The 13,212-nt window shown below is 67.7% G+C and carries 9 protein-coding genes; all 9 read right to left on the bottom strand.

Annotated features, from left to right (window positions below; all coding sequences use genetic code 11):
* Positions 1–12: 12 nt before the first annotated feature.
* Positions 13–534, bottom strand: coding sequence for a DinB family protein (locus CLV71_RS30325; protein ID WP_133906282.1), 522 nt, complete (start codon positions 532–534; stop codon positions 13–15).
* Positions 535–603: 69 nt separating this feature from the next.
* Positions 604–1,356: a D-Ala-D-Ala carboxypeptidase family metallohydrolase gene (locus CLV71_RS30320; protein WP_133906281.1), complete on the bottom strand. Its 753-nt coding sequence runs from the start codon at positions 1,354–1,356 to the stop codon at positions 604–606.
* Between the two features lie 152 nt (positions 1,357–1,508).
* A complete protein-coding gene (locus CLV71_RS30315) occupies positions 1,509–2,150 on the bottom strand; it encodes a zinc ribbon domain-containing protein (RefSeq protein WP_133906280.1) in 642 nt (213 codons plus the stop codon).
* 163 nt (positions 2,151–2,313) lie between these two features.
* Positions 2,314–6,216 carry a DNA-directed RNA polymerase subunit beta' gene (locus CLV71_RS30310; protein WP_133906279.1) on the bottom strand — a complete coding sequence of 1,301 codons (3,903 nt, stop codon included), beginning with the start codon at positions 6,214–6,216 and terminating at the stop codon, positions 2,314–2,316.
* Positions 6,217–6,306: 90 nt separating this feature from the next.
* Positions 6,307–9,801 (bottom strand): DNA-directed RNA polymerase subunit beta, encoded by a 3,495-nt coding sequence (gene rpoB, locus CLV71_RS30305; protein ID WP_133906278.1) that lies wholly within the window; start codon positions 9,799–9,801, stop codon positions 6,307–6,309.
* Positions 9,802–10,213: 412 nt separating this feature from the next.
* Complete coding sequence (locus tag CLV71_RS48005) at positions 10,214–11,374, bottom strand: hypothetical protein (RefSeq protein ID WP_166664312.1); 1,161 nt, start codon at positions 11,372–11,374, stop codon at positions 10,214–10,216.
* 10 nt (positions 11,375–11,384) lie between these two features.
* Positions 11,385–11,978, bottom strand: a complete 594-nt coding sequence (locus CLV71_RS30295; RefSeq protein ID WP_133906277.1) for a DUF3558 domain-containing protein — start codon at positions 11,976–11,978, stop codon at positions 11,385–11,387.
* Positions 11,975–12,376 carry a hypothetical protein gene (locus CLV71_RS30290; RefSeq protein ID WP_133906276.1) on the bottom strand — a complete coding sequence of 134 codons (402 nt, stop codon included), beginning with the start codon at positions 12,374–12,376 and terminating at the stop codon, positions 11,975–11,977. The genes CLV71_RS30295 and CLV71_RS30290 overlap by 4 nt, the downstream gene beginning before the upstream one ends.
* Positions 12,377–12,437: 61 nt before the next feature.
* Positions 12,438–13,208, bottom strand: a complete 771-nt coding sequence (locus CLV71_RS30285) for an ESX secretion-associated protein EspG (protein ID WP_133906275.1) — start codon at positions 13,206–13,208, stop codon at positions 12,438–12,440.
* Positions 13,209–13,212: the final 4 nt, after the last annotated feature.

Raw genomic sequence — 13,212 nt, 5'->3', positions numbered from 1 at the left:
TCGCACGCGGGGCTACACAACGCCCCTGGTGACGTCGTGCAGGTGGTGGACCGGGTCGTGGACGAGGTAGCGGGCGAACGTGTCGACGGTGAAGTGCGCGCCGTCGCTCCGGCTGCCGGTCCGGTCCCACTGCTCACCGGCGACCTTCGCGAAGTCGCCCGCGAGGCGGTCGGCCGCCTCCGCCAGCTCCCCCGCGACCCTCGTCGGGTCCTGCTCGCCGTAGCGGTCCTCGACGGCCGTCGCGTCCTGGTCCCAGTTCGGGTAGGTCGGGCCGTCCTGGGTGAGCATCAGGTGCAGGCGTTCGGTGAAGACGCGGCACACGTCGCGGACGTGGGCGGCGTACTCCAGCGGCGACCAGGTGTTCTCGTCCGGGCGCTCGCGGACGGCCGGGCGGGTCAGGACCTCCTGCCAGGCCGAGGCGTTCGCGCGTAGCAGGTCGGGGATGTCGTCGTGGTGGATCTCGCTGGTGTCGAGCCCGCACTCGGGGCAGGGGCGCTCGAGGACCCAGGTCCAGTCCTTGGTGTCCGGTTCCATGCCGTCAGCCTCGGGGACGCGGCGGCCCGACACCAGCGAGGGTTGCTTCACGGTTCGTTAAGCGCGGCTTCAGATCCCGCAGTTCGGGGCGGACCAGAGCTGGCCGGACCGCAGCGCCACGTGGACGTGGTCGTTGTGGTCGGGGTAGCCGGGGCCGAGGATCTCGGTGAAGCCGTGGTTGCGTGCCTGGCGGGCGATGTTGCAGAAGCCCTGCGCACCGGCGCCGAGGTCGGCCGCGTCGCCGTAGAGGTGGCGGCTGTTGGTGGCGCCGCCCGCGTTGTTGTTGCACGTGACGCTGCGGAAGCCGCCGTTGACGGTGACTGGCCGGTCGCCCATGGCATGACGCAGAGCCTGGAGCTTCCACATGGTGACAAGTGCGTTCGCCTTGGCCGCGCTCGCCGAGACGCGGCCGCCGGACCAGTCGGAGTTGCAGTTGTTCAGCTCGTCGTAGCTGAAGTTGACGGGGGTGCAGTCGTTGTCCTGCAGGTCGTAGAGCTTCGCGAAGGTCTGCGGGCCCGCGATGCCGTCGGCGGACAGGCCATAGGCCTGCTGGAAGCGGGTGACCGCGGCCTTGGTGGCCGGGCCGAACTCACCGTCGAGGCCGAGCACCGCGTTGTAGCCGGGGTAGCCGGCGACGCGGATCTGGAGCTGGCGCACGTCGTCGCCCGTGGCGCCCTGGGAGAGCGAGCGACTCCACGTGTAGCAGGCGTCCGCGGCGTGGACGTCCTGCGTGGTGACCTGGCCGGGGTCGGCGGTGGCGGCGGTGGTCGCGGCGGTCAGCGCGAGTAAGCCCGCCGCCAGCACGGACATGAGGATCTTCATCTGTGGGGCACCTTTCGAGGCAGGGGTGAAGGCACGCCCAGGAAGGTTGTCCGAAAGATCGCGTTTCGGTCAATGAATCACGACAAAGTGCCCTGTTTCGGTCGTATCCCACCAGCTGGTTGGCCTAATACTTTCGGCGGGATTGACGTGGGTCAGAGTCGTGTGCCGCAGTCCGAACAGAACACCGAACCCGGCTTGTTCGCCGCGGAACCGCAGCCGCCGCACGTCGTGGTCACCGCGAGGGACGACCCGCAGGACGAGCAGAACTTGCCGCCGTCCACCTTGCTGCCGCACGACGGGCAGCTCACCTTGGCCCGCGTGGCGAGGTCCAGGTCGGCGGTCCAGTCGGTCTCCCTGGCCCTGTCCCAGATCTGGCCGCGCTGTGCCTCGGCCTGCGCGCGGGACATCTCCTCCGCGACGCTCGGCGAGCAGCGCAGACACTGCCCGATCTCGTCGTTCCAGCACTGGGACGAGCACATCCAGTCGCCGCATCCCCGGCACTGGCGGAAGTTCGGGCTGATCTCCTGGACCGCGGCGGCCAGTGCGGCGTCTTTGGCGGGCGAATTCGAGGCGCGGTTGTAGCGCCACTGCTCGGCGGAGTAGCTGATCTCCTGGAGCTTGCCACCGAAGAGCGAGCCGACGGCCCGCAGGGCGCTGCGGCCCAGCTCCATCTTGTCCCTGACGAACGCCGATCGGAAACCGTTGCCGCAGCGTTCGCAACGGAACTCGAACTGGTAGCCGTCCTGGTTGGACAGGTCGCTGACGTTGTCGGTGAAGGGAACCGGAGTAGGCACGGTCGGAAACTATCATCGCGTCCGGCCATGTGAAGGTTGTTCGTGACAACGGCATCACCGCAGGTCGCCCGCTATGCGACAGATGCCCGAGTTCTCTGAGGACAGTCCCCGGAACGCGAGGGAGCCCCCGACCGAGATGGTCGGGGGCTCCCTTTCACATCGCTTATCGGTAGTCGCGGCCGAAGTCGTAGTCGTCCAGGGGGACGGCTGCGCCCGTGCCGGTGCCGAACACATCCGGGGTGTAGTAGCCGTCGTCGTAGCTCGGGATCGCGTACGCCGCGACCCGCGCCTCCTCGGTCGGCTGGACCTGGATGTTGCGGTACTTGTTGATGCCGGTCCCCGCGGGGATCAGCTTGCCGATGATCACGTTCTCCTTCAGGCCGACCAGCTTGTCCGACCGGCCGTTGATCGCGGCGTCGGTCAGGACACGCGTGGTCTCCTGGAAGGAGGCCGCCGACAGCCACGAGTCAGTGGCCAGCGACGCCTTGGTGATGCCCATCAGCACCGGGCGGCCGGAGGCCGGCTCGCCACCTGCGGCGACGACCCGACGGTTCTCCCGCTCGAACTCGGCCCGCTCGATGAGCGCGCCGGGCAGGAACTCCGCCGAACCCGAGTCGAGGATCGTGACCCGGCGCAGCATCTGCCGGACGATGACCTCGATGTGCTTGTCGTGGATGGACACACCCTGCGCCCGGTACACCTTCTGGACCTCGTCGACGAGGTGCAGCTGCGCCTCGCGCGGACCCATGACACGCAGAACCTCGTGCGGGTCAGGCGTACCTTCGAGCAGCTGCTGACCGACCTTCACGTGGTCGCCGTCCGCGAGCGGGCCGTCCGGCGTCACCGCGAGGCGCTGACGCTTCGACAGCTTCTCGAAGATGATCTCCTCGCTGCCGTCGTCCGGGACCAGCGTGATCTTCCAGTAGCGGTCGCCGTCCTCGATGCGCACGCGGCCGTCGACCTCGGCGATCGGGGCCTTGCCCTTGGGCTGGCGGGCCTCGAACAGCTCCTGGACACGCGGCAGACCGGTCGTGATGTCCTCGCCGGCCACACCACCCTGGTGGAACGTACGCATCGTGAGCTGGGTACCCGGCTCACCGATGGACTGCGCCGCCACGATGCCGACCGCCTCGCCGACGTCCACCAGCTGGCCGGTCGCCATGGACCGCCCGTAGCAGGTGGCGCAGACACCGACCACCGACTCGCAGGTGAGCACCGACCGGACCTTCGCGTCGGTGACACCGGAACCGAGCAGCTTCTCGATCGCCGGGTCGCCGAGGTCGTCGCCCCGGTTGAGCAGGACGTTGCCGTCCTTGTCGGTGATCTCCGAGGACAGCGTGCGCGCGTAGACCGAGGTCTCCACGTGCTCGGCGCGGAACGCCGTGCCATCCGGACCGCCCGGCTCGCCGACCTTCATCATGATGCCGCGCGTGGTGCCGCAGTCGACCTCGCGGACGATGACGTCCTGCGACACGTCCACCAGACGACGGGTCAGGTAACCCGAGTCGGCGGTACGCAGCGCGGTGTCGGCCAGACCCTTGCGGGCACCGTGCGTCGCGATGAAGTACTCCAGCACCGACAGGCCCTCACGGAAGTTGGCCTTGATCGGACGCGGGATGAACTCACCACGCGGGTTCGTCACCAGGCCGTTCATGCCGGAGAGCTGACGGATCTGGGTCATGTTGCCCGCCGCGCCCGACTTCACGATCGTGGGGATCGGGTTGGTGTCGGGGTAGTTGGCCTCCATGGCCTTCGCGACGTCCTCCGTCGCGAGGCTCCAGACCTTGACCAGCTCGTTGTTCCGCTCGGTGGCGGAGAGCTGACCACGCTGGTACCGCTTCTCGACCGCGTCGGCCTTCAGCTCGTACCCGTCGAGGATCTCCTGCTTGTTCGGCGGCACGACCACGTCGGAGATCGCGATGGTGACACCCGAACGAGTGGCCCAGTGGAAGCCGGCGTCCTTCAGCTTGTCCAGCGTCCTGGCCACGGTGACCATCGGGTACCGCTCGGCGAGGTCGTTCACGATCGCGGCCTGACGCTTCTTGGGCATCGGCTCGTTCATGAACGGGTAGTCGTCGGGCAGCAGGTCGTTGAACAGCACGCGACCGAGGGTGGTCTCGGCCAGCCACGGCTGACCGGGCTGCCAGTCCTCCGGCTGCATGCCCGGGCCGGGCGTGCGGTCGGCGATGCGGATCTTGATCAGGGCCTGCAGGTCGATCACTTCGCGGTCGAAGGCCATGATGGCCTCGGCAGGCGACGAGAACGCCAGTCCGGTGCCCTTGCCGTCCTCCTTGAGGCGGGTCAGGTGGAACAGACCCGTCACCATGTCCAGTCGCGGCATGGCCAGGGGGCGACCCGAGGCAGGCGACAGGATGTTGTTGGACGACAGCATCAGGATGCGTGCCTCGGCCTGGGCCTCGGCCGACAGCGGCAGGTGGACCGCCATCTGGTCACCGTCGAAGTCCGCGTTGAACGCCTCGCAGACCAGCGGGTGCAGCTGGATGGCCTTGCCTTCCACCAGCTGCGGCTCGAAGGCCTGGATGCCGAGGCGGTGCAGCGTCGGCGCGCGGTTGAGCATCACGGGGTGCTCGGTGATGACCTCTTCCAGCACGTCCCACACCGCGGGGCGTGCGCGCTCCACCATCCGCTTGGCGGACTTGATGTTCTGCGCGTGGTTGAGGTCGACCAGCCGCTTCATGACGAACGGCTTGAACAGCTCGAGCGCCATCGCCTTGGGCAGACCGCACTGGTGCAGCTTGAGCTGCGGGCCGACCACGATGACCGAACGGCCGGAGTAGTCGACACGCTTGCCGAGCAGGTTCTGGCGGAACCGGCCCTGCTTGCCCTTGAGCAGGTCGGACAGCGACTTGAGCGGCCGGTTGCCCGGGCCCGTCACCGGCCGGCCGCGGCGGCCGTTGTCGAACAGCGCGTCGACGGCCTCCTGCAGCATCCGCTTCTCGTTGTTGACGATGATCTCGGGCGCGCCGAGGTCGATCAGCCGCTTCAACCGGTTGTTGCGGTTGATGACGCGGCGGTACAGGTCGTTCAGGTCCGAGGTGGCGAAACGGCCACCGTCGAGCTGGACCATCGGCCGCAGGTCCGGCGGGATCACCGGGATGCAGTCGAGGACCATGCCCATCGGCGAGTTGTTCGTCTGCGAGAACGCCGCGACGACCTTCAGCCGCTTGAGGGCGCGGAGCTTCTTCTGCCCCTTGCCGTTGCGGATGGTGTCGCGCAGGTTGTCGGCCTCGGCGTTGACGTCGAAGTCGGCGGCCAGCTTCTGGATGGCCTCCGCGCCCATGGCACCGGTGAAGTGGTCGCCGTAGCGGTCGACCAGCTCGCGGTACAGGAGCTCGTCCGCGATCAGCTGCTTGGGCTCGAGCTTGGTGAAGGTGGTCCAGATCTCCTCGAGCCGGTCCAGCTCACGCTGGGTCCGGTCGCGGAGCTGGCGCATCTCCCGCTCGCCGCCCTCCTTGACCTTGCGGCGGACGTCGGACTTGGCACCCTCCTCCTCGAGGGCGGCCAGGTCGGCCTCGAGCTTCTGCGCGCGGGCCTCGATGTCGGCGTCGCGCCGGTTCTCGACCTGCTTGCGCTCGACCTGCATCTCGCTCTCGAGCGTGGGCAGGTCGGTGTGCCGCTGCTCGGTGTCCACCGTGGTGATCACGTACGCGGCGAAGTAGATGATCTTTTCCAGGTCCTTCGGCGCCAGGTCGAGCAGATAGCCCAGCCGCGAAGGCACACCCTTGAAGTACCAGATGTGAGTGACAGGCGCGGCCAGCTCGATGTGGCCCATGCGCTCACGGCGCACCTTGGCGCGTGTGACCTCGACGCCACAGCGCTCACAGATGATGCCCTTGAAGCGCACGCGCTTGTACTTGCCGCAGTAGCACTCCCAGTCCCGGGTGGGGCCGAAGATCTTCTCGCAGAAGAGTCCGTCCTTCTCCGGCTTCAGGGTGCGGTAGTTGATGGTCTCCGGCTTCTTGACCTCGCCGAAGGACCACTGGCGGATGTCGTCAGCGGTCGCCAGGCCGATGCGGAGCTCATCGAAGAAGTTGACGTCAAGCACGTCGGGTCTTCCCCTTTTGTTGGTTCAAGCCTTGAAGATTCTTCTGGGGATCGGGGCGGGCGCGGCGAGAAGGCCGCGCCCGCGACCCGGTCAGTTCACGACGTCGTCAACAGACGGCGACTCATTGCGAGAGAGGTTGATGCCGAGGTTCGCGGCCGCACGCTCGAGGTCCTCGTCGTCCCCGTCGCGCATCTCGATCGCGGCGCCGTCGGACGACAGCACCTCGACGTTGAGGCACAGGGACTGCAGTTCCTTGAGCAGCACCTTGAACGACTCCGGGATGCCCGGCTCCGGGATGTTCTCGCCCTTGACGATCGCCTCGTAGACCTTGACGCGACCGAGCACGTCGTCGGACTTGATCGTCAGGAGCTCCTGGAGCGTGTACGCCGCGCCGTAGGCCTGCATGGCCCAGCACTCCATCTCACCGAAGCGCTGGCCACCGAACTGCGCCTTACCACCCAGCGGCTGCTGCGTGATCATCGAGTAAGGGCCGGTCGAGCGGGCGTGGATCTTGTCGTCCACCAGATGGTGCAGCTTGAGGATGTACATGTAGCCGACGGCCACCGGGTACGGGAACGGCTCGCCCGAACGCCCGTCCAGGAGCGTCGCCTTGCCGGCCTCGCTGACCATCCGCTCGCCGTCCCGGTTGGGGAGCGTCGAGCCGAGCAGCCCGGTGATCTCGTTCTCCTTGGCACCGTCGAACACCGGCGTCGCGGTGTTCGTGTCCGGGGCCACGTCGTACAGCTCCTCGGGCAGGTTCTTCGCCCAGTCCGGGCTGCCCTCGACCTTCCATCCCTGGGAAGCGAGCCAGCCCAGGTGCAGCTCCAGCACCTGGCCGATGTTCATACGACGGGGCACACCGTGGGTGTTCAGGACGACGTCGACCGGGGTGCCGTCGGACATGAACGGCATGTCCTCGACGGGCAGCACCTTGCCGATGACGCCCTTGTTGCCGTGGCGGCCGGCGAGCTTGTCGCCGTCCTGGATCTTGCGCTTCTGCGCCACGTACACCCGGACCAGCTCGTTGACACCCGGGGGCAGCTCGTCCTCGTCCTCGCGGGAGAAGACACGCACGCCGATGACCTTGCCGGTCTCGCCGTGGGGCACCTTCAGCGAGGTGTCGCGGACCTCGCGCGCCTTCTCGCCGAAGATCGCGCGGAGCAGCCGCTCCTCGGGGGTCAGCTCGGTCTCGCCCTTCGGGGTGACCTTGCCGACCAGGATGTCGCCGTCGCTGACCTCGGCACCGATGCGGACGATGCCGCGCTCGTCGAGGTCGGCCAGGACCTCCTCGGAGACGTTCGGGATGTCCCGCGTGATCTCCTCGGCGCCCAGCTTCGTGTCGCGCGCGTCGATCTCGTGCTCCTCGATGTGGATCGAGGTGAGCACGTCGTCCTGGATGAGCCGCTGCGAGATGACGATGGCGTCCTCGTAGTTGTGGCCCTCCCACGGCATGATCGCGACGAGCAGGTTCTTGCCGAGCGCCATCTCACCGTTCTCGGTGCACGGCCCGTCGGCGATGACCTGGCCCGCCAGGACCCGGTCGCCCTCGCCGATGATCGGCCGCTGGTTGACGCAGGTGCCCTGGTTGGACCGGCGGAACTTGTGCAGCCCGTAGGTCCGGCGGGTGCCGTCGTCGGCCATCACCGTGATGAAGTCCGCGGACAGCTCCTCGACGACGCCGTCCTTCTCGTTGACGACGACGTCACCGGCGTCGACGGCGGCCTTGAGCTCGGTGCCCGTGCCCACCAGCGGCGACTCGCTGCGCAGCAGCGGGACGGCCTGGCGCTGCATGTTCGCGCCCATGAGGGCACGGTTGGCGGCGTCGTGCTCGAGGAACGGGATCATCGCGGTCGCGACGGAGACCATCTGACGCGGCGAGACGTCCATGTAGTCCACGTCGAACGGCTCGATGAACTCGACCTCGCCGCCCTTCTTGCGGACCAGGACGCGGTCCTCGGCGAAGTGGCCCTCGGGGTCGAGCGGCGCGTTCGCCTGGGCGATGACGTGCCGGTCCTCCTCGTCGGCGGTCAGGTAGTCGATCGTGTCGGTTACCTGGCCCTCGATGACCTTGCGGTACGGCGTCTCGATGAAGCCGAACGGGTTGACCCGCGCGTACGACGAGAGCGAGCCGATCAGGCCGATGTTCGGGCCTTCCGGGGTCTCGATCGGGCACATGCGGCCGTAGTGGCTGTGGTGGACGTCGCGGACCTCCATGCCGGCACGCTCACGCGACAGACCGCCCGGACCCAGCGCGGAAAGGCGGCGCTTGTGGGTCAGACCGGCGACCGGGTTGGTCTGGTCCATGAACTGCGAGAGCTGCGAGGTACCGAAGAACTCCTTGATCGCGGCGACGACCGGCCGGATGTTGATCAGGGTCTGCGGCGTGATGGCCTCGACGTCCTGCGTGGTCATGCGCTCGCGGACGACACGCTCCATGCGGGACAGGCCGACGCGGATCTGGTTCTGGATCAGCTCGCCGACGGTGCGGAGGCGGCGGTTGCCGAAGTGGTCGATGTCGTCGACCTCGACGGGCACGTCGTCCTCGTTGGCGCCACGCATGGTGGTCTCACCGGCGTGCAGGCGGACGAGGTACTCGATCGTGGTGACGATGTCGTCCTCGGTCAGCACCCCGATGTCGCTGGCGGTGGTCAGGCCAAGCTTCTTGTTGACCTTGTACCGGCCCACCTTGGCCAGGTCGTAGCGCTTGTCCTTGAAGAACAGGTTCTCCAGCAGCGTCTGCGCGGACTCCTTGGTCGGCGGCTCACCCGGGCGCAGCTTGCGGTAGATGTCGAGCAGCGCCTCGTCGGTGCCGGCCGTGTGGTCCTTCTCCAGGGTCGCGAGGAGCGTCTCGGAGAACTCGAAGCGCTCCCGGATCTGCTCCGTGGTCCAGCCGAGGGCCTTGAGCAGGACCGTCACCGGCTGGCGGCGCTTGCGGTCGATGCGGACACCCACCGTGTCACGCTTGTCGACGTCGAACTCCAGCCAGGCACCACGGCTGGGGATGACCTTGGCGACGTACACGTCCTTGTCGGTGGTCTTGTCGACGGACGTGTCGAAGTAGACGCCCGGCGAACGGACCAGCTGCGACACCACGACGCGCTCGGTGCCGTTGATGATGAAGGTGCCCTTGTCCGTCATGACCGGGAAGTCACCCATGAACACCGTCTGGCTCTTGATCTCGCCAGTCTGGTGGTTGGTGAACTCGGCCGTCACGAACAGTGGGGCCGCGTAGGTCATGTCCTTGTCCTTGCACTCCTCGGTCGAGGCCTTGACCTCGTCGAAGCGCGGGTCGTCGAAGGACAGCGACATGGAGCCGGAGAAGTCCTCGATGGGGGAGATCTCGTTGAGAACCTCCTGGAGACCACCCACCGGGTTCTCGTCACCGGCGTCGACACGGCGTTGGAACCACGCCTCGTCACCGGTGAACCACTGGAACGATTGGATCTGCAGGTCGAGCAAGTTCGGCGTGCCCAGCGGCTCGCGGATCTTCGCGAACGAGACCCGTAGCGGCGCGCCTGGGATGCCAGAGTTCGACATGGTGGAGTTGGTCGCAGCAGTGGCTTGGGTCGCGCGGGAGACTGCCAAGATGCGTCCTTCCAGGACTAATGTGCGGTTGAGCAGCCTCGTTAGCAACTGTAACTGAACTGCTCAGGGGTGCGGTCGTGCCCAACTAGTCTAGGGCAAGCAAAAGTGGGCAGCGCAAAGGGGCAGTCTAGCCATAGAGTTGGCGACTGTCTAGGCCCGCACTCAACCGTCCTCCCGCCGAAGGCGTGCTTGGTGAATAGCGTGACCCTGAGGTGGCCCTGAGTCAAGATGCCGCGCCATGATCTCACGGGCTTTTCCGGTGGGATGTCAGCGATGTTCAAGCGGTAGTTCAGCAGGTGAACGCAGGTAAGCGGGGTTCTGAACCGAGCCAGCCGCGCTTCGGCGGAGCTGGTTGACGGGTACCGTTCCGCGACGAAGTGTTATGTGCGCAACATCACATTTTCTGGTCTTGTCAGTCGTCGTCCTCGTCGCCGATGACGGCCGGGGCCACTGGTGGGGAGTCGTCCCAGAAGTCGTCGTGGTAGTCGACGAGGTAGGCGGGGCCGCGGTGCTCGTCGTCCTCGTCGTCCCGGCCGCGTCCGGCGCCGACCGGGGTGATTCCGGTGCTCCCGGCCCTGCCGGCAGGCTGGGCGGTACCGGCTCGTACTGCCTCCCCATTCGCCCCGCGGGCGCCGACACCTCGCAGCCCGCCTCGTCCGTCTGGTCCGGGCTCGCCCGTGACGCCGCCGCGCGGTGAGGCCGTGGTCGGCCGTTCGCCGAAACCGGTCAGGCCGACGAGTGGCGCCGAACCCGCCTGACGTGGTGTGTCGACCGCACCAGGCGCGGGTCCGAACGAGGCCCCGGGGCCAGGTGATGACGACAAGCCCTGGCCGGTGGCCGCGCCTGGTGTGGTTGCTGCCGGGCTCTCTCCGGTCGTGGATCCAGGTGGGCGGTGGTCGGGACCCGACTGTGGCCGTGGCGTGCTGTCCGGCTCGCCGACCTCGCCCGTTCGGGGACCAACCGGCGGTGGCGTGCTCACCCTGGGGCCGTCCACCTTGATCACGTCCGGCGACTCGGCCCTGGACACGGTGGCAGCGGGCGCCGGCTCGAACCGGGGAAGCGCGCCCGCCGCGTCAGCCGCGGCGGTGTCGTAGGACCGCGCGAGGTCCCGTGCTCGCTGCTCGGCCTCGTTGGCGGCGGCCTCGTGCGCGGCGACGTCGTGGAAGTACTGCGCGATGTTCCCGGCCTGTGCCTCGAGGAAGATGTTCTGGCTGGGTGCCGGGGTGGGTTCGGGCAGCGCGAGCGCGGTCGCCTTCGCGTGGGCGAGCTGGCCCACCGTCGTGAAGCCCGCCTGGGTGGCGGCGTCCTTGGCCCGGAGGGCGTGCTCGGCCAGCGGGCTCGCGGCGTCCCGCATGGCGTCGGCCGCCGCGCCCTCCCACTCGATACCGGCTGCTCGCAACGCCTCGTCGACCTTGTCCGCGGCGGCCTGGAAACGCGCGGCCACGTCGTCTGTCACGGCATCGGTCCAGGCCTGCATCTCCACCAGCCGCGGCTCGGCGAACCATTCCCACAACTGCTGGTGCGACACAGCATCCCAGTTGATCTGTTCCCCGAACGGCTCGTACTCACTCATCGCCGCCCCCTCAAGCGTCCGGCAGATTTCTGATGACCTCACTCATGATTTCCTCGGCGAAGCCACACGGGTCACCCTTCCCCGGCGCGTTCGCCGAGACCCTGGTCAGCTCCATGTTCAGTGTCTGCTCGTTGGAGACACCCATGATCAGAGCGCAGGACTGAGTGGCGAAGTTGACACGCACACCCGGATATCCGTCGACGTTGGTCTCGGCGAAGTTGTCGAACGAGTTCTTGGACCTGTATGCGCGATCAAGTCCGTCGCCGAGGACGGTGTTCGGGGAGAAGCTAATGCCGACAACCGAGCCCCCAAGATCACACAACTGCTCTCCCCATGGCGACATTTCCTTCTCGTCAGGAGCGGTGAGCTGGAGCTCCGCTCGTTGCTCCGGCGTGACGAACTCGCACGGATCGATGCCACGGAGATCCTTGGGTTTCTCCACCGATGGTGACAACCGCTCCGAGGTCGACGGGGACGTGCTGTCGGCCGTGTCCGGACGGTCGGAGGAGGCCCTGGGTGATCCCGCCACCGCGCTCTCGCACCCGGCCAGCATCAGCGCCACCAGCAGCATCATCGTGCCGAGAGCCGCGCGCCGAGTCGTCATGACCGCAACCGCCGAGTCCGACTCTGCGCCTCGTCCTCGCTGCCCTGGTAACCGGCCATTACCCGATCCAACTGGTCGATCACGCTTTGATACTCGGCAGCCGCACTGTCCGCCGCCATTGTCACGGACCCTCGGTCCCCATAGCCGACCTCGGCCAGGACGGAGAGGTACCGGTCCACGACAGGATTTACACTTCCACCGCTCAGGAACTGCATGTCGGTCATCGCCCGCCGCGCCTTCTTCAGCATCAGGATGGCTTCCTCGAAGGCGGCCCTGACGGCCGGGGCGGCGGCTGGGTCCACCCTGAAGCCGCCGGCAAGGTGTCTCGGCGCGCCCGACTTCGTCAGCGAACCGTCACCCGAGATGTTGGTCGAGAACCACTCGTCCCGACTGGCCATGTCACCCTCCCCCGTCACGACCAGTAGCTGCTCAACTCTGTCATGCGACGGAAGCTCGCCGCTAGCGGTTCCGGGAACCGACCACCCCTTCGGAGTGCAGTTCCCGTACGACCGTGACCAGCCAGTGCGTGCTCGCGCCCACGATCGTGCGATAGCCGCGACGTTCGTAGGTGGCGTAACGCCCTCGATCGGTGTCGAGAACATGGATCACCCACGGGACCCGAGTGCCCCTCCCCCACTGGTCGTAGGCCGTCGCGCCGATCTGACCCGCACGCAGCCTGCGTGCCTCGACCACATCGCGCCAGACCCGGGCATCGTCGCGGGACACCCCAGCGGCGACCAGCCGACGCTGGAAGAGCCCGGCGTCACCATTGCTCTCACGGGACGCACGCCCCACCGCCTCGGCGGGCGTGGTCACCGACCGACCAGCACCAGGCGGCGACTCGCCCAGCACCGCCACCAACTCGTCCGGCGCCGCGACGCTCCTGACCCCTCGGAGCGTCACCGACTCGCCGTCCCACAGAGCGAGGACACCGCTCCTACCACGCACCGCAACGAGACCCCGCAGCTCCGCCACGCCCCCACCGCGCGCCCAGCGGAGGTCCACCTGCGTGGCAGGCCGGGCGACCGTGTTCAACAGCCCGGCCACCTTCACCGCCGGGTCGTCACGAACCAGCAGGTCACGCCGTCGAAGCGCCTCAGCGGCCCGCGCGGACAGTCGGGCCGCCTCTGCCAGCGTCGCCCCCTGCGCCGGAACGTTCAGCTCCAGTGGCCGGGCCGGCAGGTCGAGCCGCCGCCACAACAGGTTGAACTCCGCAGGCTCCAGCCGCACTCGA

Source organism: Actinophytocola oryzae (assembly GCF_004364325.1).
GTDB lineage: Bacteria > Actinomycetota > Actinomycetes > Mycobacteriales > Pseudonocardiaceae > Actinophytocola > Actinophytocola oryzae.
This window is presented reverse-complemented; position numbering and strand designations above follow the sequence as displayed.

Excerpts from the sequence above, each read along its gene's own strand:
- CLV71_RS30325 (WP_133906282.1), bottom strand. The coding sequence starts at position 534 with ATGGAACCGGACACCAAGGACTGGACCTGGGTCCTCGAGCGCCCCTGC.
- CLV71_RS30320 (WP_133906281.1), bottom strand. The coding sequence starts at position 1,356 with ATGAAGATCCTCATGTCCGTGCTGGCGGCGGGCTTACTCGCGCTGACC.
- CLV71_RS48005 (WP_166664312.1), bottom strand. The coding sequence starts at position 11,374 with ATGAGTGAGTACGAGCCGTTCGGGGAACAGATCAACTGGGATGCTGTG.
- CLV71_RS30295 (WP_133906277.1), bottom strand. The coding sequence starts at position 11,978 with ATGACGACTCGGCGCGCGGCTCTCGGCACGATGATGCTGCTGGTGGCG.
- CLV71_RS30290 (WP_133906276.1), bottom strand. The coding sequence starts at position 12,376 with ATGGCCAGTCGGGACGAGTGGTTCTCGACCAACATCTCGGGTGACGGT.